Origin of the sequence: Streptomyces apocyni (assembly GCF_009739465.1) — a bacterium.
GTDB lineage: Bacteria > Actinomycetota > Actinomycetes > Streptomycetales > Streptomycetaceae > Streptomyces > Streptomyces apocyni.
This window is the reverse complement of the sequence record NZ_WHOM01000061.1, coordinates 59560-80945: the sequence shown is the minus strand read 5'-3', so window position 1 is coordinate 80945 and position 21386 is coordinate 59560. Positions and strand designations below refer to the sequence as shown.

Sequence of the window (21386 nt, the reverse complement as noted above, 5' to 3'; positions counted from 1 at the left end):
AGCCGCGCCCGTCGACGGAACGTTACGTCGACGGGCGCCGGGGGGTGTGTCAGCGGTCAGTGGATGATGCCGGTACGCAGCGCGACGGCGACCATTCCGGCCCGGTCGCCCGTGCCCAGCTTGCGCGCGATCCGGGCGAGGTGGCTCTTGACGGTGAGTGCGGACAGGCCCATCGAGACGCCGATGGCCTTGTTCGACTGGCCTTCGGCGACCAGTCGCAGTACTTCTACCTCACGCCCCGACAGTTCGCGGTAGCCGCCCGGGTGGCTCGGGGAGCCCGGGGGGCGGCGGTGCATGCGGTGACCGGCGCCGATGGGTGCGGCGCCGGGGCGGCCGGGGAGTCCGACGTTGTTCCGGGTGCCGGTGACGACGTAGCCCTTGACGCCGCCCGCGAGGGCGTTGCGTACGGCGCCGATGTCATCGGCGGCGGAGAGCGCCAGGCCGTTCGGCCAGCCCGCGGCACGGGTCTCGGACAGCAGGGTGAGACCCGAGCCGTCGGGGAGGTGGACATCGGCGATGCAGATGTCGCGCGGGTTGCCGATGCGGGGACGGGCCTCGGCGATGGAGGACGCCTCGATGACGTCGCGTACGCCGAGCGCCCAGAGGTGGCGGGTGACGGTGGAACGGACACGCGGGTCGGCCACGACGACCATGGCGGTCGGCTTGTTCGGGCGGTAGGCGACCAGGCTTGCGGGCTGCTCGAGGAGAACGGACACCAGGCCTCCTGGGGATGGCGGCGGGACGGAGCCGGCTCGGGGATAAAGCCGGGATGAACCGTACTTTCAAGGTCACAGACCTCTTCGGCACCAATCCCGCTCGCCTTTAGCGAATGATCACGATTTGATGAGTCAAAATCTGGGCAATTCGGACGCACGATCGATCATCCGAAGATCAACCCGAGTCGGGGAGTGTGTCTCTGTGATCGATTCAGACGCGCTCGGGGCCCGTACGGGCGTGTCAGGACGCGTACGGGCCGCGATCGGGACGGGCGGGGCGTGCCGGGGGACAGGTGGGGGTCACGTGGCCCGTGGGCCGCGGCGCTGCGGCAGCGAGACGACCGAGGCGTCCGTCGGCCCCGTCGGCCCGGTGGGCGGCAGACCGGCGACCTGGCAGAGCAGATCGCACCAGGCCGCCAGATGGGACGCCACGTCCGGCACCCCGCCGAGACCCTCCCGCGGCGTCCAGGACGCCCGGATCTCGATCTGCGACGCGGGCGGCCGCTCCGCCAGCCCGCCGAAGTAGTACGAACCCGCCCGCGTCACGGTGCCGCTCGGCTCCCCGTACGACAGACCACGCCCCTGGAGCGCCCCCGTCAGCCACGACCAGCAGACATCGGGCAGCAGCGGATCGGCCGCCATCTCCGGCTCCAGATCCGCCCGCACCAGCGTGACCAGGCGGAAGGTGCCCTTCCAGGCGTCGTGCCCGGCCGGGTCGTGCAGGAGGACCAGCCGCCCGTCCGCGAGGTCCTCGTCGTCCTCGACGACCGCCGCCTCCAGCGCGTACGCGTACGGGGCGAGCCGCTTCGGCGCCCGGGTCTGCTCCATCTCGATCCCGGGTCCTGGCCGGGCGGCCCGCAGCGCCTCCACGGCTGAGCGGAACGGGGGCGGAACGGCTTCCGCCGCCGCGTTCTCCTCCGTACCGTCCATCCCGTCCGAACCCTCCGCCAGTTGTCCCCGCACCGCAGCCATGCGGGGAAGATTAAGGGGAACGAGGCCTCCGCGAGGGCGCGACACCCGGGCAGCGGCGCGGAGTTCGGGCGCGGCGCCGCGCCGTGGACCCCGCGCGGCTCCGTGGCCGCCGAGCCGACGCGGATTCCCCCATGGGAGACTTCCCCCCGTGAGTGCCACAGACCGCCCCACGGGCCAGCCGACCGCAACGTACGACTCCGCCTTCCTCAAGGCCTGCCGACGCGAGCCCGTGCCGCACACACCCGTGTGGTTCATGCGACAGGCCGGGCGTTCGCTGCCGGAGTACCGCAAGGTGCGCGAGGGCACCACGATGCTCGACTCCTGCATGCGGCCCGACCTCGTCACCGAGATCACCCTGCAGCCGGTCCGCCGCCACAAGGTCGACGCCGCGATCTACTTCAGCGACATCGTTGTCCCGCTGAAGGCCATCGGTATCGACCTGGACATCAAGCCCGGGGTCGGCCCTGTCGTCGCCTCGCCGATCCGCTCGCGCGCGGACCTGGCCCAGCTGCGCGACCTGACGCCCGACGACGTCGCCTACGTCACCGAGGCGATCGGGATGCTGACGGGGGAGCTCGGCTCCACCCCGCTGATCGGCTTCGCGGGGGCGCCGTTCACCCTCGCGAGCTACCTCGTCGAGGGCGGGCCGTCCCGTAACCACGAGCACACCAAGGCCCTGATGTACGGCGACCCGCAGCTGTGGGCCGACCTCCTGGACCGCCTCGCGGAGATCACCAGCGCCTTCCTCAAGGTGCAGATCGAGGCGGGCGCCTCCGCGGTGCAGCTCTTCGACTCCTGGGTGGGCGCGCTGTCGCCCGCCGACTACCGGGCCTCGGTGATGCCCGCCTCCGCGAAGGTCTTCGACGCGGTCGCCTCGTACGGGGTGCCGCGCATCCACTTCGGTGTGGGGACCGGTGAGCTGCTGGGGCTGATGGGCGAGGCGGGCGCTGATGTCGTGGGCGTCGACTGGCGGGTGCCGATGGACGAGGCGGCGCGGCGGGTCGGTCCGGGCAAGGCGCTCCAGGGGAACCTGGACCCGGCGGTGCTGTTCTCTACGTCGGAGGCGGTGCGGGCGAAGGCTGACGAGGTGCTGGCGGCCGCGGCTGGGCTCGAGGGCCACGTCTTCAACCTGGGCCACGGTGTCCTGCCGACGACGGACCCGGACGCGCTGACCCGTCTGGTCGAGCACGTGCACGAGCGGACGGCGGGGCGTTAGGGCTTTTTCTTCCCCAAGCCCGCCCCTTCCCGAAACTGGGGGCAAGCCCCCAGACCCCCGGATCGACCTTCGGGCTCGTCCTCAATCGCCGGACGGGCTGAGATCTTCAGCCCGTCCGCACGGCCCTCGCCGCCTTCCGCGCAGCCACCAGCACCGGGTCCCACACCGGGGAGAACGGCGGGGCGTAGCCCAGGTCAAGGGATACGACCTGCTCCACGGTCATCCCCGCCGTCAGCGCGACCGCCGCGACGTCGACCCGCTTGGCTGCCCCCTCGCGCCCCACGATCTGGACCCCGAGCAGCCGCCCCGTGCGATATTCCGCGAGCATCTTGACCGTCATCACGGCCGCCCCCGGGTAGTAGCCCGCACTGTGCGTGGACTCGATCGTGGCGGTCACGTATCGCAGGCCCGCCGCACGCGCGTCCTTCTCCCGCAGTCCGGTGCGCGCGATCTCCAGGTCGCAGACCTTGCTGACCGCCGTACCGACCACCCCGGGGAATGTCGCGTAGCCGCCACCGGCCCCCGAACCGATGACCTGGCCGTGTTTGTTGGCGTGGGTGCCGAGCGCGATGTACCGCTCGCGGCCCGAGACCAGGTCGAGTACCTCGACGCAGTCGCCGCCCGCCCAGATGTTCTCGTACCCCCGTACGCGCATCGCGAGGTCGGTGAGCAGCCCGCCGTACTCCCCGAGCGGCAGGCCCGCCTCGCGGGCGAGCGTCGTCTCGGGCTGGACGCCCATGCCGAGCACCACCACGTCCGCCGGGTACTCCGCGTCCTTGGTGGCGACCGCGCGCACCTGGCCGTCGTCATGCGTGAGGATCTCGGTGACCTCGGCGTGGTTCACCATCTCCATGCCGAAGCCGGACATGGCGTCATGGACCAGCCGCCCCATGTCGGGGTCGAGCGTGGCCATCGGCTCGGCGCCGCGGTTGACGACGGTGACCCGGTAGCCGCGCTGGCACAGGGCCTCGGCCATCTCGACGCCGATATAGCCCGCGCCGACCACGACCGCCCGGCGGCCCTCGGTGGCGGTGAGGGTGTCCAGCAGAGCCTGGCCGTCGTCGAGGGTCTGTACGCCGTGCACCCCGGGGGCGTCGATGCCGGGCATCCGGGGGCGCACGGGCCGGGCGCCGGTCGCGATGACCAGTTTGTCGTAGCCGGTCCACGCCTCGGCGCCGGACTCCAGGTCGCGGGCGAGCACCCGCTGCCCGGGGACGTCGATCCGGGTCACCTCGGTGCGCATCCGCAGGTCGATGTCGCGTGCGCGGTGTTCCTCGGGTGTACGGGCGATCAGGTCGTCCCGGTGCGCGACATCACCGCCCACCCAGTACGGAATCCCGCACGCCGAGAACGAGGTGAAGTGCCCCCGCTCGAAGGCGACGATCTCCAGTTCGTCCGGGCCCTTGAGCCTGCGTGCCTGCGATGCGGCGGACATGCCCGCCGCATCGCCGCCGATGACCACCAGTCGTTCGCTCATACGAACACGCTACGGGGGGCGGCCAGTTCAGTCCCGCCCCGGGGTGTCCGGGGTGTCCGGGGTGTCCGGGGCGTCTGGGGTGTCTGGGGTGTCAGAACCGGCGGACGCGGGTTCGGACACCGGTCCCCGGATCAGCCGAGCGCGCACCAAGCGCCACAGCACCAGCAGCAGCGCCGCCGCCGCCGCGAACGGAAGCACCGCGCCGAGCGCGATGGTGATCCAGCGCAGACCGGTGACGAACGCGTTCCAGCCGCCCTTCAGCGCACTGACGAACGTGGGGTCGTCGTCCTTGTCCGCCTGCTGCTTCTGCCCGGTCTCGTTCAGTTGGAGCGTGATCGTCGCCAGGGTGACACGGTCCTTGAGCGAGGCCTGCCGGGCCAGCAGCGACTCCAGGTCGGCCTGCCGCGAGCTCAACTCGCCCTCCAGCGTCACCACATCACTGAGCTTGGTGGCCTGGTCCATCAGCTCCCGCACCCGGGCGACGCTGGCGCGCTGTGACTTGACGCGGCTCTCGACGTCCACCACCTGCTCGGTGACGTTCTCCTCCTTGAGCTTGCGTTCCACCACCTTGCCCGTGCCCGCCAGGGCCCGCAGGACGTCGTGGTACTTCGCCTGCGGAACCCGCAGCACCAGCCGCGAGCGCTCCCGGCCCTGCCGGTCGCGGTTGGTGGTCTCACTGCCGACGCCGCCGCCCGCGTCGAGGGTGGCGTCGCGGGCCGCGCCCAGGGCCTTCGGCACGTCCTTGACTCGTACGGTCAGCGTGGCGGTGCGGATGATGTGGGTTCCGACAGGGTCGGGCGCCTGCCGGTCGGCGGACTTGGAGCCGGAGCCAGAGGCTGCCTGGTCGCCACCCGCCGCGTCCTCCGCGGCCCCGGCTTTGCTGTCACTCCTCGACTTTGCTCCGTCTGAGCCGCGGTCGCCGCTGCACCCCCCGACCGCGACGGCCGCCGCGAGCAGCAAGGCGGTCAGGGCCCGGGTGGACTGGCGACGAGAACGGGAACGCGAGCGGAAACGGGAACGCGAACGGGTCGATGCGCGCATGGTGACGAGGCCCCCCAGGGAGATGTGGTGTCCGATACGGCTTTGACGCGCGCGACCCGCGGGTGGTTTGGTCCGCAGCGGTACCGAAGCGGTCACGGTGTGGACTCGGTACGGACTCCCGATCCGGGTCTGAGAGAGTGAAACCATGCGGAAAACGGACACGCGGACGAGCCATGTCGTCGTCATCGGAGGCGGGATCGCCGGTCTCGCCGCCGCCCACCGATTGCTCGGCACCGGCGCCCGGGTGACCGTCCTGGAGGCCGCCGACCGGCTCGGTGGCAAGCTGCACGCCGGTGAGATCGAGGGCGTACGCGTCGACCTCGGCGCCGAGTCGATGCTGGCCCGCCGCCCCGAAGCCGTCGAGCTGGCCCGCGCGGTGGGCCTGGGCGACCTGCTCCAGCCGCCCGCCACCGCGACCGCCGCACTCTGGACGCGCGGCGAGCTGCGCCCCATGCCCAAGGGACATGTGATGGGCGTACCCGGCGACGCCGGCGCGCTGGCCGGGGTGCTCTCCGACGAGGGGCTGCGTCGGATCGAGCAGGACCGGGAGTTGCCGCCGACCGAGGTCGGCGACGACATCGCGGTCGGCGAGTACGTCGCGTCCCGCGTCGGCCGTGAGGTCGTCGACCGCCTGGTGGAGCCGCTGCTCGGCGGGGTGTACGCGGGCGACGCGTACCGCCTCTCGATGCGGATGGCCGTACCCAAGCTCTACGAGGCCGCCCGCACCCACCGCTCCCTCCTGGACGGCGTGCGCGACATCCAGCGCCAGGCCGTCGAGGCTGGGGCCACCGGACCGGTGTTCATGGGCATCGCGGGCGGCGTCGGCGGACTCCCCCTCGCCGTCGCCGACGCGCTACGCGCGCGTGGCGCCGAGATCCGGCTCAACTGTCCGGTGCGCGGAGTGCGCCGGGTCGCGGACGGCTGGGAGGTCGACATCGAGAACGGCGAGGACGGGGGCATCAAGGCCGACGCCGTCGTCATCGCCGTCCCCGCCCCCCAGGCCGCCCGCCTCCTGGACGCCGACGTGCCCGCCGCAGCGGCCGAACTGCGCGCCGTCGAGTACGCCTCCATGGCGCTGATGACCCTCGCCTACCGCAGGACCGACGCGAATCTCCCGGCAGGCAGCGGCTTCCTGGTGCCGCCAGTCGACGGGCACACCATCAAGGCGTCCACCTTCGCTAGCCAGAAGTGGGGCTGGATCGCCGACGAGGACCCGGACGTGTTCGTGCTGCGCACCTCGGTCGGCCGGTATGGCGAGGAGCGCGATCTGCGCCGGGACGACGCCGAGCTCATCGACGTATCGCGGCGCGACCTGCGCGAGGCGACCGGACTGACCGCCACGCCCGTCGCCACCCGCGTGACCCGATGGAACGACGGGCTGCCCCAGTACCCCGTCGGGCACCACGCGCGCGTGGCGCGCATCCGCGAGCACGTCGCCAAGCTGCCCGGACTGGCGGTCTGCGGCGCCGCGTACGACGGGGTCGGCATCCCGGCCTGCATCGCCAGCGCGTACGCGGCCGTGGACCAGCTGGGCGGTGATTCCAGCGCTCTGGATCAGCTCACCGGGAACCCGGTCCAGAGTCTCCACGGCGGCGCGGCAGAATAGCCCCATGAGTGACGACGCCCCCGCCAAGAGCCCGAACGCAGGTAAGAAGGCCAAGGACCTCAACGAGGTCATCCGCTACACGCTGTGGTCCGTCTTCAAGCTGCGCGACGTACTGCCCGAAGACCGGACCGGCTACGCCGACGAGGTCCAGGAACTGTTCGACCAGCTCGCCGCCAAGGACATCACCGTCCGTGGCACCTACGACGTGTCAGGCCTGCGCGCCGACGCCGATCTGATGATCTGGTGGCACGCCGAGACCGCCGACGAGCTCCAGGAGGCGTACAACCTCTTCCGCCGCACCAAGCTGGGCCGCGCCCTGGAGCCGGTCTGGTCGAACATGGCGCTGCACCGCCCCGCGGAGTTCAACAAGTCGCACATCCCGGCCTTCCTGGCCGACGAGACGCCGCGTAACTACGTCAGCGTCTACCCGTTCGTGCGCTCCTACGACTGGTACCTGCTGCCCGACGAGGACCGCCGCAGGATGCTCGCGGACCACGGCAAGATGGCCCGCGGCTACCCGGACGTCCGCGCCAACACCGTGGCGTCCTTCTCGCTCGGCGACTACGAGTGGCTGCTCGCCTTCGAGGCCGACGAGCTGTACCGCATCGTGGACCTGATGCGGCACCTGCGCGCGTCCGAGGCACGGATGCACGTACGCGAGGAGGTGCCGTTCTACACCGGGCGCCGCAAGTCGGTGGCCGACCTGGTGGCGGGGCTGGCCTAAGAGGCCTGCCCTACGCGGTCTGTGCCGAAGCGGTCGATGCCCTATGCGGTCCGGGGCGTGCGGGTGGCCTCTCGGCTGCCCGCTGCCTCCGGCTCGCCCTCGGGCTTGGGCTCTGGGCGGGGTGCGCAGCCCGCCGCGCGCCGTGCCGGGAGGCGGCCGTCCAGCAGGTAGGCCTCCAGGTGCCCGTTGACGCACTGGTTGGGGCCGCCGACGAGGCCGTGCGTACCCGCCTTGCGCTCGGTGACCAGCGCGGAGTCCGGGAGCCTGCGATGCAGCTCCCACGCCCCCTGGTACGGGGTCGCGGCGTCCCGCTCGGCGGCCAGGATCAGGGTCGGGGGCAGGGCGCCGTCGGGGATGCGGAGGTCCAGGGGGCGCTGCCGGGGCACCGGCCAGTAGGCGCACGGCAGGTTCATCCAGGCGTTGTCCCAGGTCTCGAAGGGCGCCACGCGCGCGAGCCGGGAGTTGTCCTCGTCCCAGGTCTCGAAGTCCGTCGGCCAGGGCGCGTCGTTGCATTCGACGGCGGTGTAGACGGCGTTGCCGTTCTCGTTCTCGGCCGCCCGCTCCGAAGAGCGCGCGGCCTGCTGGACGAGCGGCTTCGGGTCGCCGTTCAGATACGCGGTCAGCGCGGCGGCCCGCTTGGGCCAGACGTCGTCGTGGTACCCGGTCTGCAGAAACGCCGCCTGGAGTTCACCGGTGCCGACCTTGCCGCCCGCCGGTTCGCGCGCCAGCGCGGCCCGCACCTTCTCGTAGGAGTGCGCCACCTGCTGCGGAGTGCGGCCCAGGCCGTACGTCGTGTGATGCGCCGCGACCCACGCGCGGAAGTCGGCCCAGCGGCGCTCGAACGCCAGCGACTGGTCGAGGTTGTTCTGGTACCAGATCTGCGACGGGTCGGGGTTGACCGCGGAGTCGAAGACCATCCGGCGCACATGGGAGGGGAACATCGCCGCGTACAGGGCACCGAAGTAGGTCCCGTACGAGGCGCCCAGGAAGTTCAGCTTCCGCTCGCCGAGCCCGGCGCGCAGCACGTCGAGGTCGCGCGCGTTGTTGAGCGAATGGTAGTGCCGCAGTGCCTCCCCGGTCCGGTTCAGGCAGCCTCGCGCGTACGTCTTCGCCCGCGCGACGCGCTCCTGTTTGTACGCCGCGTCGGGGTGGCGCGGTGACCGGGTCGGCGCGGGGTCGAACGTGGCCGGGTCCTTGCAGGACACCGGGGCGGAGCGGCCGACTCCGCGTGGCGCGTAGCCGACGACGTCGTACTCCCGCGCGATGCGCCGGAAAGCGGGCAGCCCGGCCGTCGAGACCACCGGGAAGTACATCCCGGAGCCGCCGGGGCCACCGGGGTTGAAGATCAGGGCGCCCTGGCGCTTGGCCGGGTCCTTGGCCTTCACCCGGCTGACCGTCAGTTTGATCTGCTTGCCGTCGGGGTCGGCGTAGTCGAGCGGTACGGTCACCGTGCCGCACTGTACGGCCGCGGGCAGCCTCTCGACCTCGGGGCAGCGGCCGAAGGAGATCCCGGCCGCCTCGGCGCGTGCGACGGCGACCCTGGTGCCACGGGCCTCGGGGGCCTCGGGCGTGCTGCTCGCGGAGGCCGCCGGGGACGCGGGCGACGCGGCCAGGCCGGTCAGAACCAGCGATCCGGTCACGGCGTACAGGAGAGGCGCTCTTCCGCGCTTTCCGTGCTTCGACATCGCTCGGCATCCCTTCGAACGGCAGCGGACTGCGGCTGTATAAAAAGGGATAGTTCGGGCGGTGAAGGGCGAAGTAAAGCACCGGGCGGCCGGTGTCGCCGCCATAACCCCGATGCTCGGTGTGGCGAGCCCGTCACCTCCGTAGCAACGCGTAGCGGGCCGTCCTGGCCAGCCGCGCCAGCGGGCGGCCGGTGAGCGGGGCCGGACCCGAGCGCTCCAGCCACCACCGGACCAACTCCCGCCGCGCGCGGGGCGAGCGGGGCTTGCGGGCGCGCAGCAGGTGCTCGGCGAAGGCCAGCGCGTCGCGCCGGTGCCCGGCGGTCAGTGGCCGGTTCCTGGCGTACGCCAGGAAGGCGGACCGGTACTCCGCGCCCAGGATCTCCGGCAGCTCGGGCGCCACCTTGGCCACCACGGAGGCCCGCTTCGCGGTCAGCGCCCGGCTCTGTACGCGCAGCCTCTGGCCGTCGAACCCTTCGGGCGGGGGCGTCCCCGCCACCAGCGCGGAGAGCAGCGACGCCTGGCGCAGCGCGACCCGCTGGCGCGCGGCGTCGCTCGCCTGGGCCGGTGCGTCCGGTGCGTCCGGTACGTCTCGTGTGGCGGCCGTGGCGGGGACCGCGGCCGGGGCCGTGCCCTGAACCGGCCGCCAAGCGGGGCCGGTGGCCAAGGCCAGCGGTGCGCCTGACGGTCGGCCGGTCGTGACGGTTGACGGCGGCCGTCGGGTTGTGTCGCCTGACGGTCGCTTGGACGTGACCCCCGGCCGTCGTCCGGCTGGGACGCCCGCCGACGGTCCCGCCGTGGCCAGCAGCCGGTCCCGGGACACGGCCGCGCGGAGGGTGTCGAGTTCGCGCTCCAGCTCGGCCTGGGCCGGGAAGTTCTCGTCGCGCTCCAGCAGTACGCCCGGTGGTGTCACCCGGGACGCGAGGTCGGCCAGAATGTCCAGGACGGGCTGGGGGACCGGGTGGCCGTGGCTGTCGTGCCAGACGCCGTCGCGGGTGGCCCCGCCCGCCACATGGACGTACGCGATGGCCTCTACCGGCAGCTCGTCGAGCGCGGCCGACGCGTCCTCGCCCCGGTTGACCTGATTGGTGTACAGGTTGGCGACGTCGATGAGGAGCCGTACGCCCGTGCGCTCGACCAGTTCGGACAGGAACCGCCCCTCGGTCATCTCCTCACCCGGCCAGCCGATCAGCGCGGCGATGTTCTCCAGGGCGAGCGGCACCGGCAGCGCGTCCTGCGCGATCCGTACGTTCTCGCACAGCACGTCCAGCGCGTCCCTGGTGCGCGGCACCGGCAGCAGGTGTCCGGCCTCCAGCCGCTGCGACGCGGTCAGCGCCCCACCCGCCCGTACGAACGCGATGTGCTCGCTGACCAGCGGCGAGCCCAGCGCCTCGGCCCGCTCGGCGAGCGCGGCGAGCCGCGCCGGGTCCGGCCGCTCCGCACCACCCAGGCCAAGACCGACGCCATGCGGCACCACGTTCACGCCGCGCTCGCGCAGCCGTAGCAGCGGTGGGGCGATATGCCCCGGACAGACGTTCTCCGCGACCACCTCGACCCAGTCCACCCCGGGCATCCGCTCCACCGCTTCGGCGATCTCCGGGCGCCAGCCGATCCCCGTACCCAGCCGCACTCGGCCGCTCATGCCATCTCTCATACCACCGCTCATGGTTTCCCCCTCCTGCACGGCGTGAGGTTCTTCTGGCCCGGACTGGGCCGCTGAACCCACCCAGGGGGACATTCAGAGCTCGATTTGAGGTTTCACCGCCGGTTTTCAGCCGTGGACGTGAAGCGTGTCAGCCCACCTCAGGGCGGTTGGTGTTGATGTCCGCCGTGCCGGGCGCCGAGGGGCGCGAGGTGGAGGACTGGTCGTCGCCGGTCGGCCCGGCCGCGGGCGGCGGCAGCGGGGTGTTGCCCGGGACGGGCGGCGGCGGTCCGCTCGGGCTGGCGGTCGACCTGCCCGCGGCGTCCCTGGCCAGCGCGTCGAAGTCCACGTCGCCGGTCCGCTCCAGCATCGTGATGTGGTCGAGTACCGTCTGGTTCGAGTCGGTCGCCAGTTGCCGTACGAGCGCGTTGCGGGTGGTGTGCCGCACGCTCGCGATCAGCGAGAAGACCTTGCCGTGTGAGTCGCGCAGAATGTTCGCGAACTTCCGCTCGTAGACCTCGCCTTGGGCTTCCGTCAGCTCCCGCAGCCAGCCCTGCTGCTGCTCGGTCGGCTGGCTCGGCAGCTCGACCCCGAGCTGCGCGGCCACCTGTCGTACCCGCCGGTCCAGGTCGGTGTGCCCGACCACCAGGTGGTCGCCCGCTTCCTTGATGGCCTCCGTCGGAGCCCGCTCCATGGCCTGCTGACCCGCGGGGATCTCCCACAGTCCGGCAAGCCTGACTTTCACCAGCAGATCCCGGTCGGTCGCGCTGAGCGGCCCCCACTGGGTGGCGACGGTACTGGCCTCCAGGTTGGCCTCGCCGGTGCCCGAGCGGTCGGCGTACGACCAGACGGGGTAGGCGAGCGCGGCGAGTGTCGCCACCAGCGCCGCGATGATGAGGGCCGTGCCGTTGATGCGTCGCAACAAGGTAACTCCTGGGGGTAGCGCGTTCTTCGCACGAACCAACCGGCAACCGGTCTGGTGTTCAAGCCGATTGACGGTATTGAGAGATACGCGATGCGAAGAGGGCGTGTTCAGCCCGCAATGGGCTGAGATTCCGCTCACGGGCGTACCGGCAGCCGACGGAACCGGTGTCGCTACAGCACCCCGGCTCCGGCCAGGGCCGCCACCGGAAGCAGCATCATCCACTGCGGCAGCCGCAGCAGGGGCCGTGACCAGCCCGCGCGGAGCGTGATCACCAAGAACACCGCGGCATACGCGAGGAAGTGGGCCGCGATGAAGAGGACGAGCGGCACATTCGGCGCGGGCCGGACCGCGAGGGCGATCAACGCGGCGCCGCTGAACAGGAGGTCCGCCGTGGCGAAGTGCCACACCGCGTGCAGGATGCGCAACGGCTCGGCCTCCAGGGAGCTGCCCAGCAGTGGGCGGACCACCTCGCGCCCGCCGGCGATGAGGTGGATCAGGGCCGTCACGGTTGCCAGGGCTCCCGCGGCCAGCAGCCATCCGTTCACCGGGCCTCGATTCCCTTGGCGGCGATCCCGGCGACGCTTCGGGCGAGTCGGGGGCTGGCGGGCTCGCCGAGGATGCCCAGCCGGAACAGGACGGTGCCGACGAGGGAGTCGAGCACGAGGTCGGACTCCACACCCGGGACGGTCTCGCCCCGCGCCCGCGCCCGGTCGAAGACATCGGCCAGTCGCTGCTTGGCGGGCGCGAGGAAGGCGGAGCGGATGGTGGCGCGCAGTTCGGGGGCGGCGGCGAAGTCCGCCAGCAGGCCGGGCAGCGCCGCCGCGGCGGCCGGTGCGCTGAACTCGTCGATCAGCTGCTGGACGAGGACGGTGAGGTCGCCTTCGAGGGTGCCGGTGTCGGGCACGGGGGCGGTGTCGGTGGTGGTGAACACCGCCTCGTAGACCAGCTCGGCCTTGCCGGACCAGCGGCGGTAGATGGTGTCCTTGCCCACCCTGGCCCGGGCTGCCACGGCCCCGAGGGACATGGCGGCATAGCCAGTTTCAGTCACCAGCTCGGCGGCGGTGGTGAGGATCGCCGCATGCGCACGCGCATCTCGCGGGCGTCCGCGCGGAGTTGTCTTGGCAGTCACCATCCTTGTTTACCATACGGGTCGTCCCGTATGGAATATCGTCCACGCTGACTTCACCGAGGAAGCCGTTCTGCGCTTGGGGTGGCTGCTCAGCTGGCCTGGCTAGCCCGGGTTCAGCCGGAGCAGGCGGAGCGCTGAGCCTCTTGCCATGCGCAGACGGGGCACAGCGTCGCCCCCTTCGTCGACTCCGGGTACTCGGTCGGGTTCCGGCACAGCACGCACTCCGCGAACGGGGGCCCGTCGGCGGGCGGTGTGGCCTCGTCGGGGCCGGGCGTCCCCAGTGACGTACGCGCGCGGTGGTCCGTGGGGTCCATACCGCCAGCGTAGCCGCCGCCCTAACCGGCGCCTTGGCCGCGCCCGCCCTGGTCCGATGCCCTGATCAGCTCGGAGACCCGGACGAACCGGTATCCGCGCTCGCGGAGTTCCGGCACCACCGTACGGAGCGCGCGCTCGGTGGCCGGGGCCGCGCTGCGGGTGCAGTGCAGCACGACCACCGAGCCCGGCCGCACCCCGCGCAGTACCTCGCGGGCAACCGCGTCCGGGTCCGTCGCGAAGGCGTCGCCGCCCACCACGTCCCACTGCACCGCGGTGACCCCGCTCCCGGCGATCGCGCGCAGCGCCGTGCGGTCGTAGCAGCCGCCGGGGAAGCGGAAGTACGGCACGGTGCGCGCCACGCCCGCCGCGCGGAAGGCGGCGAAGGCGCGGTCCACGTCGGCTCGCATCCGCTGGGGAGCGAGGGTCGGCAGGCCGTAGCAGCGCGCTGTGTAGGCGTGGTGGCTGTAGGAGTGGTTGGCGACCTCGAAGAGCGGGTCGGCGCCGATCGACCTGGCCTGGTCGGGGTACTCCTCGGCCCAGCGGCCGGTCATGAAGACGGTGGAGGGGACCTTGAGGCGGCGCAGGGTCCCGATCAGCTCGGGGTTGTCGAAGCGCTCGCCGGATGCCGCGCGCGGGCCCTGGTCGGCGGTCATGTCGGTGTCAAAGGTGAGCGCTACGGTCTTGCCGCCGCCGCGCGGGCCGTGCTCGAACACGGGCGCCTGGCCTTCGGGGCCCGGGGCGAGCGTGGGGGGTGGCGGCTGGGCGTCAGCGGTGGCCGCGGGGGCCGCGGGGGATGCGGCAGGTGGCGCTGTGGGGGATTCCGCGCCGGTGGTGTGCGGGAGGCCGGGGCCGCCGCACCCGGCCAGCGCCGTCCCCAGCGCACAGCAGGCGGCGAGTCTCCGTACAGAGAGGATCACCAGGTGAACGTAACGGAAGAAAAGCCACTAATCGGAGAACTGGGCGATCGACCCGGCGTGCCCGTCGCCGAAGTCACCCACCTAGCACGCTCACCGGCCCGGCCCTACTGGACGCGGATCACGGGCTCAGGGCGGATGGGGAAGTTCACCGAGCGGGCGATAAAGCACACGGCATGGACCTCGCCGTGCAGCGCCCGGGCCTTGTCCACCATCGAGGCGTCGGCCACGGTCACCTCGGGACGCAGGACGACCTCGGTCAGCTGGCCGCCTCCACCGCTCGCGTCCATGGTCATGACGCCGTGCGCCCGGTCTTCGTATCCGACGACCGTCACCCCTCCCACGGTGCACAGGTGGAGGTACCAGAGCATGTGGCACTGAGCCACGGACGCCACGAGCAGTTCCTCGGGATTCCAGCGGGTGGGGTCGCCGCGGAAGGCCGGATCGGAGGAGGCGGCGATGGGCGCCTTGCCCGTCGCCAGGACTTCGTGGTCACGGCTGAAGGAACGGTAACTGTCCGTGCCTGAACCGAGGTTGCCGGTCCACTCGATCTCTACGTCATACGTGTGGGTGTCCGTCATGCGGCCAGGATAGGGAGGGTCATCCCTTCAGCGGCAGGTGATTTTCGAGGCTGTGCGGGGTCAGGTGTTCGTGAGGAGCCGCTCGCGGGCGTCCGCGAGGTCGAAGTCCGGCGTGGGGTACTGCGGGTCCAGCGCTTCGAGGTGGGCGAGCAGCAGGGTGCTGATCGCCCAGTTCCGGTACCACTTGCGGTCGGACGGGATGAGGTACCAGGGCGCGGTGCCCGTGGAGCAGCGTTCCAGGGCGATCGCGTAGGCCTCCTGGTAGGCGGGCCACAGCGCGCGGTCGTCGATGTCGCTGGGGTTGAACTTCCAGTGTTTGTCGGGGCGGTCGAGCCGCTTCAGGAGCCGGGCCCGCTGTTCCTCGTAGCTGATGTGCAGGAAACACTTCACGAGCGTCACGCCGTCGAGTGCCAGGGACTTCTCGAAGCGGTTGATCTGCCCGTAGCGGCGACCCAGATGGCGGTGCGGCACCAACTCCCTGACCCGGGTGATCAGTACGTCCTCGTAGTGCGAGCGGTCGAAGATGCCGATCTCGCCCGGCTGGGGCAGGGCCCGCATGACGCGCCACAGGAACGGGTGGTTTCGCTCTTCCGGTGTGGGGGTCTTGAAGGCCCTGATCCGGCAGCCGGACGGGTTGAAGAGGCCGATGACGTGCTTGACCGTGCCGCCCTTGCCGCTGGTGTCCATGCCTTGGAGCACCAGCAGGACCCGGCGCCGGTCGCCCGCCGTGGAGGCCGCGTACAGCCGCTCCTGGAGGTCGGCGAGTGGTTCGGCCAGTGCGGCGGTCGCCGCCAGGCCCGCGGCCTTGCTGGGCGGGCCGCCGGGTGTCGCCCTGGCGTCGTGGGACGCGAGGTCGAGGCGCTTCCCCCGGGGGACGCGGAGCAGCGCGCGCAGGTCGGCGGGGTTGGCCGGGCCGTCACTCTTCCTGCCCGTACGCCGCTGGTCCGCGCCCTGGCTGGCGCGCTGACCGGCGCCTTTCGCGCCCGCGCCCGCGCCCGTGCCTTTCGCGCCCGCGTCGCGCGCGCCTGTGCCAGCGTTGTTGTCGTCCCTCGCGTTCTTCTTGGCCACCGCGCTCCCCTTTGGGTCAGTCCCCTCGATCCTGCGCCGGAATGACGAGGGCCGCGACCTCTGGGGCCATGACCCCTAGGGCATGTCCGGGGTCGGGTCCGGCTCTGCCAGCTGGGCCGCGTCACGGGCCAGCGCGGTCAGTCGGGAGATCGCGCGGAAGTACTTCTTGCGGTAGCCGCCCTTCAGCATGTCCTCGCTGAACAGCTTGTCGAACGGCAGTCCGGAGGCGAGAACCGGCACCTCGCGGTCGTACAGCCGGTCGGCGAGTACGACCAGGCGCAGGGCCGTCGACTGATCGGGCACCGGATCGACGCCCGTGAGGCAGACCGCCGACACGCCGTCGGTCAGGGCGCCGTAGCGGCTGGGGTGGACCTCCGCGAGGTGGTCGAGCAGATGCGGGAAGTCGTCGAGCGAGGCACCGTCGGTGGCGTACGCCGCTCTGGTGACCTGTTCGTCGGAGTAGGGCGGGGGCGCCTCGGGCAGCCCCCGGTGGCGGTAGTCATCGCCGTCGATGCGCAGCGCGCGGAAGTGTGCCGAGAGCCCCTGGATCTCGCGCAGGAAGTCGGCCGCCGCGAACCGGCCCTCGCCCAGCTTGCCCGGCAGTGTGTTGGAGGTGGCGGCCAGCGCCACGCCCTGCTCCACCAGCCTGCTGAGCAGGCTCGACACGAGCACCGTGTCGCCCGGATCGTCCAGCTCGAACTCGTCGATGCAGAGCAGCCGGTGGCCGCTGAGCGTCCGTACGGTCTGCTGGAAGCCGAGGGCGCCGACCAGGTTGGTGAGCTCGACGAAGGTGCCGAAGGCCTTGAGCTCCGGGGCCGCGGGGGTGGCGTGCCAGAGGGACGCGAGCAGGTGGGTCTTGCCGACGCCGTAGCCGCCGTCCAGGTACACCCCGCGGGGGCCCGTCGGAGCAGCGGGCTTCCTGCCGACCCCGAACCAGCGGCGCTTGCCCGCACCGCTGGCGTGTGCGCCGCCCAGCGTTCCGGCGAAGCCGCTGAGCACGTCGACCGCCTCCGCCTGGCTGGGCTGCCGGGCGTCGGGCACGTACGTCTCGAAGCGCGCGGACTGGAAACGCGGCGGCGGCACCATCTCGGCGACCAGCTGGTCGGCCGGGACATGCGGTCGGCGCGCGCACAGCGACAGCGGGGCCGCTTCGGCTATCGGGTCGGCACCGGAAGCACCGGAAGCACCGGAAGCACCGGAAGCACCGGAAGCACCGGAAGCACCGGTGGGGGCAACGGCACCGGCGGTTGCGGAGGCCTGGGAGGCGGGGGAAGCGGGGGAAGGCGACACAGCTCTCCACTCTAAGGGGCGTGTAAGACTGCACGTCATGCGCAGCTTGTTCCCTGTGACCGAAGAGACAGCAGCCCCCGAACGGGGCGCCCCGGGCGCGTGGGAGCTCGACGCGCTCGCCGACTACTACGCCTATCCAGAGAGCGCGGGCGCGGAGGCGGGCGCTGAGGGTGTCTGGCTGCGCGGCAACATGGTCGCCACGCTCGATGGCGCGGCCCAGCACGAAGGCCGCTCACAGCCCATCTCCTGCCCCGCCGACATGCGGATCTTCGGCACCCTGCGGGGGCTCGCGGACGCGGTGGTGGTCGGTGCGGAAACGGTACGCCAGGAGGGTTACCGGCCGCCGCGTGCACGGGAGGCCTTCGCCGCGCGCCGGGCGGCGGCAGGCCAGGGGCCCGCGCCCGCGATCGCCGTGGTCAGCGCGAGCCTGAACCTGGACTTCTCGCTTCCGCTTTTCACCTCGCCGCTCGTGCCGACCGTGGTGCTGACCGGCGCCCAGGCCTCCGCCGAACGGGCGCGGGCCGCGGAGAAGGCGGGCGTCGATGTGGTGGTCGCCGGAGACGGCAGGGGTGTGGACCCCGCCAGGGCCGTCCGCGCGCTGGGGAAGCGGGGGCTCACCCGGCTGCTGACCGAGGGCGGCCCGCGGCTGCTCGGCCAGTTCGTCACGGCGGGAGTGCTGGACGAGCTGTGTCTGACGGTGTCGCCGATGCTGGCGGCGGGCGATGCCCAGCGGATCGCCCATGGACCCGCCATGACGGTGCCTGACCGGTTCGTGCTCGTCTCGGTACTGGAAGAGGACGGGTTCCTGTTCACCCGCTACCGTCGAACCTGAGAGCAGCGGAATTACTCGTTCCGTTTAGCCCGCGCTGGGCACACTATGACTCGGGGACCCCGTGCGGGTACGGGGCAGGATGGTTTCCGCAGGGGCCGGTGACGGCCCCCGAAGGAGAAGGGCGCCCGTCGTGTTCACGAGCGTATTGATGATCGAGAAGGCACTGTCGGCGGTAGACGTGGAGTTCGTCACCACACTGCACGGCGACCAGCAGGTCTCCTTCGTCGTCCTCATGCAGCCGCGTGGCGACCAGGACCGGCTGTTGCGTGCCGTGGACGATGTCGCGCTCGGTGAGCTGGACAAGGCCGTACGCGAGGCGGCGGAGGGCAAGGACGACTCCGAGGCCCCCGCCGAGCTGGCTCTCCAGCACTCGCTCGCGGAGCTGCGCAAGGCGGGCAGTGAGGCGGTGGGCCGGCTCGTGGAGGACCATCCGCTGGACGTGCTCACCTCGGTCACCGAGGAGACCAACGCCGACGAGGTGATCGTGCTGACCGCGCCGCACTACGTCGAGGAGTTCTTCCACCGCGACTGGGCGTCCCGGGCCCGCCACAAGGTCGGCGTACCGGTGCTCAAGCTCTACGCGCACAGCGAATAGGCTAGGGGGCGTCTCCCCGGCCTTCGCGGGCCCGCGGCGTCTGGCACGGCGCCTCGACGCACGGCCGAATCACCCGAGTACGTCCAGTACGAGGGCGATCCGGCCGCACGCCGATGCACCGCACCAGGTGCCGCAGGCTGATCCGCGAAGATCGGAGAGACGCCCCCTAGGGGCGGGCGGCCCCCGCGCGCTGACGCGGTCGGCCGCCCTCACCGACGTACCGCCGCGCCCGCCCAGGAGACGTACATGACCCCCGGCATTCCCGGTCTGCCCCCCGCCATGGACCGACCGCACTTCATCGGGATCGGCGGAGCCGGAATGTCGGGCATCGCCAAGATCCTCACCCAGCGCGGCGCCAAGGTCGCGGGCAGCGACTCGCGTGACTCGGCCACGGCCGACGCGCTGCGCGTGCTCGGCGCCACGGTGCACATCGGGCACGCCACCGAGCACCTCGCCGCCGACGCCAGCTGCGTCGTCGTCTCCTCGGCCATCCGCGAGGACAACCCGGAGCTGGCCGCCGCCCGCGAGCGCGGCATCGCGGTCGTCCACCGCTCCGACGCGCTGGCCGCGCTGATGAACGGTCTGCGCCCGATCGCCGTAGCGGGCACCCACGGCAAGACGACCACCACCTCGATGCTGGCCGTGTCCCTCGCGGCCTTGGGCCTGAACCCCTCGTACGCGATCGGCGGCGACCTGGACGCCCCCGGCTCCAACGCCGAGCACGGCACCGGCCAGATCTTCGTTGCGGAGGCGGATGAATCAGACCGCAGCTTCCACAAGTACGCCCCCGAGGTCGCCATCGTCCTCAACGTCGAACTCGACCACCACGCCAACTACGCCTCGATGGACGAGATCTACGACTCCTTCGAGACCTTCGCGGGCAAGATCACCCCCGGCGGTACGCTCGTCATCGCCGCCGACCAGGCAGGCGCCGTGGAGCTCACCTCCCGCCTGCGCGACCTCTCCTCGCTCAAGGTCGTCACCTACGGCGAGTCGGAGTCCGCCGACGTACGCATCCACAAGATCACCCCGCGCGGTCTGACCAGCGAGGTCACCGTCCTCCTCGACGGCAAGCTGATCACCTTCACGGTCGCGGTGCCCGGCCGCCACTACGCGCACAACGCGGTCGCCGCACTCGCCGCGGGCGTCGCCCTCGGCATCCCGGCGCACAACCTCGCCTCCGCGCTCGGCAAGTACACCGGCGTCAAGCGCCGCCTCCAGCTCAAGGGGGAGGCCGCGGGCGTCCAGGTCATCGACGCGTACGCGCACCACCCCACGGAGATGACCGCCGACCTGGAAGCCATGCGCTCCGCCGCCGGTGACTCCCGCCTCCTGGTCGTCTTCCAGCCGCACCTCTACTCCCGCACCCAGGAGCTCGGCACCGAGATGGGCCAGGCCCTGGCCCTCGCCGACGCCTCGGTCGTCCTGGACATCTACCCGGCCCGCGAGGACCCGATCCCCGGCGTCACCAGCACCCTCATCCTCGACGCGGCGCGCGCCGCCGGAGCCGACGTCACCCCCGTCTCCGACAAGGAGAGCGTGCCGGACGCGGTGGCGGGAATGGCCCGGCCCGGCGATCTCGTTCTCACCATGGGCGCGGGCGACGTCACGGACCTCGGCCCGAAGATCCTGGCCCGCCTGTCGCGCTGACGCCCGAACCGGCTGACGCCCGAACGAGCTGACGCCCGAACCAACGGAACGAGGGGACCCGGCCATGGCCTACGAGGTCGAGAAGCCAGACGAGCAGTGGCGCGAGGAGCTGACCCCGGCGGAGTACGCGGTACTCCGCGACGCGGGCACCGAACCCGCCTTCGTCGGCGAGTACACGGACACCAAGACCCGCGGGGTATACGCCTGCCGCGCCTGCGGAGCCGAACTCTTCACCTCCGAGACCAAGTTCGCCTCCCACTGCGGCTGGCCCAGCTTCTACGACCCGAAGGACAGCGACGCCGTCGAACTGCTCCAGGACAACTCCCACGGCATGCGACGCACCGAGGTGCGCTGTGCGAAGTGCGGGTCCCATCTGGGACACGTCTTCGAGGGCGAGGGCTACGCCACCCCGACGGACCAGCGGTACTGCATCAACAGCATCTCGATGCGGCTGATCCCCGACGAGGGCTGAGTCCCGCTGTCACCGCAGGGGACCCGCCTGATCAGCCTGCGGTGACCTTCGCGGCGAAGGCGTCCAGGTTGCGCGACATGCGGGCGATACGTTCGTCCAGGGTGAGGGACTCCGTATAGCGGAGCGAGCGCAGCTTGGGCTGGCGCTTGCCGCGGAGGTACTGCGGGCAGGCGAGGTCGGCGCAGATGTACGTGCCGACGGTGTTGCCCTCGCGGCCGCGGGCGCCCGCCAGTCTGGCGGCGAGCAGGGTGACGCCGGAGGAGGCGTGGCCCGTCAGGCAGATCTGGCACAGGCTGGACTTCACCGCGCTGCCGCGGGTCACGGCGGGCACGCGCAGGGTGATCCCCAGCGGGCCGTCGGCGCGGGGCAGCACGAGATGGGCGCGCAGGGGTGCGCCCGGGTCGACCCAGCCCAGGAAGTCCAGGTCCTCCCAGGGCAGTTCGGCGAAGTCGAGCGGCAACTTGACGCGGGCCGCGTCGCCTTTGGTGCAGTTCACGAAGGACGAGCGGATCTGTTTCTCATTGAGCGGTTCCACGGGC

22 protein-coding genes are annotated in these 21386 nt (G+C 71.8%); 7 read left to right on the top strand and 15 right to left on the bottom strand.

Features of this window, described 5'->3' with window-relative positions:
- Nucleotides 1–56: 56 nt before the first annotated feature.
- Complete coding sequence (locus GCN81_RS16930) at nucleotides 57–716, bottom strand: response regulator transcription factor (RefSeq protein ID WP_156725470.1); 660 nt, start codon at nucleotides 714–716, stop codon at nucleotides 57–59.
- Between the two features lie 300 nt (nucleotides 717–1016).
- Nucleotides 1017–1688: a DUF3000 domain-containing protein gene (locus GCN81_RS16925; protein WP_156725469.1), complete on the bottom strand. Its 672-nt coding sequence runs from the start codon at nucleotides 1686–1688 to the stop codon at nucleotides 1017–1019.
- 148 nt (nucleotides 1689–1836) lie between these two features.
- On the opposite strand from GCN81_RS16925, the gene hemE reads away from it, so the two are divergent.
- A complete protein-coding gene (gene hemE, locus GCN81_RS16920; protein WP_156725468.1) occupies nucleotides 1837–2904 on the top strand; it encodes a uroporphyrinogen decarboxylase in 1068 nt (355 codons plus the stop codon).
- Between the two features lie 106 nt (nucleotides 2905–3010).
- On the opposite strand, the gene GCN81_RS16915 is transcribed toward hemE, so the two are convergent.
- On the bottom strand, nucleotides 3011–4381 hold the full coding sequence (locus tag GCN81_RS16915; RefSeq protein WP_156725467.1) for an FAD-dependent oxidoreductase: 1371 nt from the start codon (nucleotides 4379–4381) through the stop codon (nucleotides 3011–3013).
- A 27-nt stretch (nucleotides 4382–4408) separates the two neighbouring features.
- Nucleotides 4409–5422 (bottom strand): DUF4349 domain-containing protein, encoded by a 1014-nt coding sequence (locus GCN81_RS16910; RefSeq protein ID WP_156725466.1) that lies wholly within the window; start codon nucleotides 5420–5422, stop codon nucleotides 4409–4411.
- A gap of 145 nt (nucleotides 5423–5567) precedes the next feature.
- Between GCN81_RS16910 and hemG the strand changes: the two genes are divergently transcribed.
- On the top strand, nucleotides 5568–7028 hold the full coding sequence (gene hemG, locus GCN81_RS16905) for a protoporphyrinogen oxidase (RefSeq protein WP_156725465.1): 1461 nt from the start codon (nucleotides 5568–5570) through the stop codon (nucleotides 7026–7028).
- Between the two features lie 4 nt (nucleotides 7029–7032).
- Nucleotides 7033–7752 carry a hydrogen peroxide-dependent heme synthase gene (hemQ, locus tag GCN81_RS16900; protein WP_156725464.1) on the top strand — a complete coding sequence of 240 codons (720 nt, stop codon included), beginning with the start codon at nucleotides 7033–7035 and terminating at the stop codon, nucleotides 7750–7752.
- Nucleotides 7753–7793: 41 nt separating this feature from the next.
- Here hemQ and GCN81_RS16895 read toward each other — a convergent pair whose 3' ends face one another.
- The 10 genes from GCN81_RS16895 to zapE all read right to left on the bottom strand — a co-directional run bounded on the left by GCN81_RS16895 (nucleotide 7794) and on the right by zapE (nucleotide 17337).
- Nucleotides 7794–9437, bottom strand: coding sequence for an alpha/beta hydrolase (locus tag GCN81_RS16895; protein ID WP_156725463.1), 1644 nt, complete (start codon nucleotides 9435–9437; stop codon nucleotides 7794–7796).
- 133 nt (nucleotides 9438–9570) lie between these two features.
- Nucleotides 9571–11076: a DUF692 domain-containing protein gene (locus tag GCN81_RS16890; RefSeq protein WP_156725462.1), complete on the bottom strand. Its 1506-nt coding sequence runs from the start codon at nucleotides 11074–11076 to the stop codon at nucleotides 9571–9573.
- A gap of 151 nt (nucleotides 11077–11227) precedes the next feature.
- Nucleotides 11228–11998 carry a DUF4142 domain-containing protein gene (locus GCN81_RS16885; RefSeq protein WP_197287683.1) on the bottom strand — a complete coding sequence of 257 codons (771 nt, stop codon included), beginning with the start codon at nucleotides 11996–11998 and terminating at the stop codon, nucleotides 11228–11230.
- Between the two features lie 173 nt (nucleotides 11999–12171).
- Complete coding sequence (locus GCN81_RS16880) at nucleotides 12172–12546, bottom strand: hypothetical protein (protein ID WP_156725460.1); 375 nt, start codon at nucleotides 12544–12546, stop codon at nucleotides 12172–12174.
- On the bottom strand, nucleotides 12543–13133 hold the full coding sequence (locus tag GCN81_RS16875; RefSeq protein WP_156725459.1) for a TetR/AcrR family transcriptional regulator: 591 nt from the start codon (nucleotides 13131–13133) through the stop codon (nucleotides 12543–12545). Before GCN81_RS16875 ends, GCN81_RS16880 begins: the two co-directional genes overlap by 4 nt.
- A gap of 110 nt (nucleotides 13134–13243) precedes the next feature.
- A complete protein-coding gene (locus tag GCN81_RS16870; protein ID WP_156725458.1) occupies nucleotides 13244–13444 on the bottom strand; it encodes a hypothetical protein in 201 nt (66 codons plus the stop codon).
- Nucleotides 13445–13465: 21 nt separating this feature from the next.
- Complete coding sequence (locus tag GCN81_RS16865; RefSeq protein ID WP_156725457.1) at nucleotides 13466–14362, bottom strand: polysaccharide deacetylase family protein; 897 nt, start codon at nucleotides 14360–14362, stop codon at nucleotides 13466–13468.
- A gap of 104 nt (nucleotides 14363–14466) precedes the next feature.
- Nucleotides 14467–14940 carry an OsmC family protein gene (locus GCN81_RS16860; RefSeq protein WP_156725456.1) on the bottom strand — a complete coding sequence of 158 codons (474 nt, stop codon included), beginning with the start codon at nucleotides 14938–14940 and terminating at the stop codon, nucleotides 14467–14469.
- A 60-nt stretch (nucleotides 14941–15000) separates the two neighbouring features.
- Nucleotides 15001–15834 carry a PPK2 family polyphosphate kinase gene (locus GCN81_RS16855; protein WP_156725584.1) on the bottom strand — a complete coding sequence of 278 codons (834 nt, stop codon included), beginning with the start codon at nucleotides 15832–15834 and terminating at the stop codon, nucleotides 15001–15003.
- Nucleotides 15835–16083: 249 nt separating this feature from the next.
- On the bottom strand, nucleotides 16084–17337 hold the full coding sequence (zapE, locus tag GCN81_RS16850) for a cell division protein ZapE (protein WP_156725455.1): 1254 nt from the start codon (nucleotides 17335–17337) through the stop codon (nucleotides 16084–16086).
- Between zapE and GCN81_RS16845 the strand changes: the two genes are divergently transcribed.
- From GCN81_RS16845 to msrB, 4 genes are all read left to right on the top strand, one after another.
- The gene (locus tag GCN81_RS16845) at nucleotides 17336–18130 is read left to right on the top strand and encodes a pyrimidine reductase family protein (RefSeq protein WP_156725454.1); all 795 of its coding nucleotides are present in this window, start codon (nucleotides 17336–17338) and stop codon (nucleotides 18128–18130) included. The two genes, zapE and GCN81_RS16845, sit on opposite strands and share 2 nt — an antisense overlap.
- Nucleotides 18131–18260: 130 nt before the next feature.
- Nucleotides 18261–18725 carry an indole-3-glycerol phosphate synthase gene (locus GCN81_RS16840; protein ID WP_197287676.1) on the top strand — a complete coding sequence of 155 codons (465 nt, stop codon included), beginning with the start codon at nucleotides 18261–18263 and terminating at the stop codon, nucleotides 18723–18725.
- A 246-nt stretch (nucleotides 18726–18971) separates the two neighbouring features.
- Entirely contained in the window at nucleotides 18972–20375 is a 1404-nt protein-coding gene (gene murC, locus GCN81_RS16835; protein WP_156725452.1) for a UDP-N-acetylmuramate--L-alanine ligase, read from the top strand.
- A 64-nt stretch (nucleotides 20376–20439) separates the two neighbouring features.
- A complete protein-coding gene (gene msrB, locus GCN81_RS16830) occupies nucleotides 20440–20847 on the top strand; it encodes a peptide-methionine (R)-S-oxide reductase MsrB (protein WP_156725451.1) in 408 nt (135 codons plus the stop codon).
- A gap of 31 nt (nucleotides 20848–20878) precedes the next feature.
- Here the strand turns inward: msrB and GCN81_RS16825 are convergent, their stop codons facing one another.
- The gene (locus GCN81_RS16825) at nucleotides 20879–21382 is read right to left on the bottom strand and encodes an FBP domain-containing protein (protein WP_156725450.1); all 504 of its coding nucleotides are present in this window, start codon (nucleotides 21380–21382) and stop codon (nucleotides 20879–20881) included.
- Nucleotides 21383–21386: the final 4 nt, after the last annotated feature.

What these genes read in the sequence shown, in the direction of transcription:
- GCN81_RS16925 (WP_156725469.1), bottom strand. Translation starts at nt 1,688, where the DNA reads ATGGCTGCGGTGCGGGGACAACTGGCGGAGGGTTCGGACGGGATGGAC.
- GCN81_RS16915 (WP_156725467.1), bottom strand. Translation starts at nt 4,381, where the DNA reads ATGAGCGAACGACTGGTGGTCATCGGCGGCGATGCGGCGGGCATGTCC.
- GCN81_RS16910 (WP_156725466.1), bottom strand. Translation starts at nt 5,422, where the DNA reads ATGCGCGCATCGACCCGTTCGCGTTCCCGTTTCCGCTCGCGTTCCCGT.
- hemG (WP_156725465.1), top strand. Translation starts at nt 5,568, where the DNA reads ATGCGGAAAACGGACACGCGGACGAGCCATGTCGTCGTCATCGGAGGC.
- hemQ (WP_156725464.1), top strand. Translation starts at nt 7,033, where the DNA reads ATGAGTGACGACGCCCCCGCCAAGAGCCCGAACGCAGGTAAGAAGGCC.
- GCN81_RS16895 (WP_156725463.1), bottom strand. Translation starts at nt 9,437, where the DNA reads ATGTCGAAGCACGGAAAGCGCGGAAGAGCGCCTCTCCTGTACGCCGTG.
- GCN81_RS16890 (WP_156725462.1), bottom strand. Translation starts at nt 11,076, where the DNA reads ATGAGCGGCCGAGTGCGGCTGGGTACGGGGATCGGCTGGCGCCCGGAG.
- GCN81_RS16875 (WP_156725459.1), bottom strand. Translation starts at nt 13,133, where the DNA reads ATGGTGACTGCCAAGACAACTCCGCGCGGACGCCCGCGAGATGCGCGT.
- GCN81_RS16870 (WP_156725458.1), bottom strand. Translation starts at nt 13,444, where the DNA reads ATGGACCCCACGGACCACCGCGCGCGTACGTCACTGGGGACGCCCGGC.
- GCN81_RS16860 (WP_156725456.1), bottom strand. Translation starts at nt 14,940, where the DNA reads ATGACGGACACCCACACGTATGACGTAGAGATCGAGTGGACCGGCAAC.
- GCN81_RS16845 (WP_156725454.1), top strand. Translation starts at nt 17,336, where the DNA reads ATGCGCAGCTTGTTCCCTGTGACCGAAGAGACAGCAGCCCCCGAACGG.
- zapE (WP_156725455.1), bottom strand. Translation starts at nt 17,337, where the DNA reads ATGACGTGCAGTCTTACACGCCCCTTAGAGTGGAGAGCTGTGTCGCCT.
- murC (WP_156725452.1), top strand. Translation starts at nt 18,972, where the DNA reads ATGACCCCCGGCATTCCCGGTCTGCCCCCCGCCATGGACCGACCGCAC.
- msrB (WP_156725451.1), top strand. Translation starts at nt 20,440, where the DNA reads ATGGCCTACGAGGTCGAGAAGCCAGACGAGCAGTGGCGCGAGGAGCTG.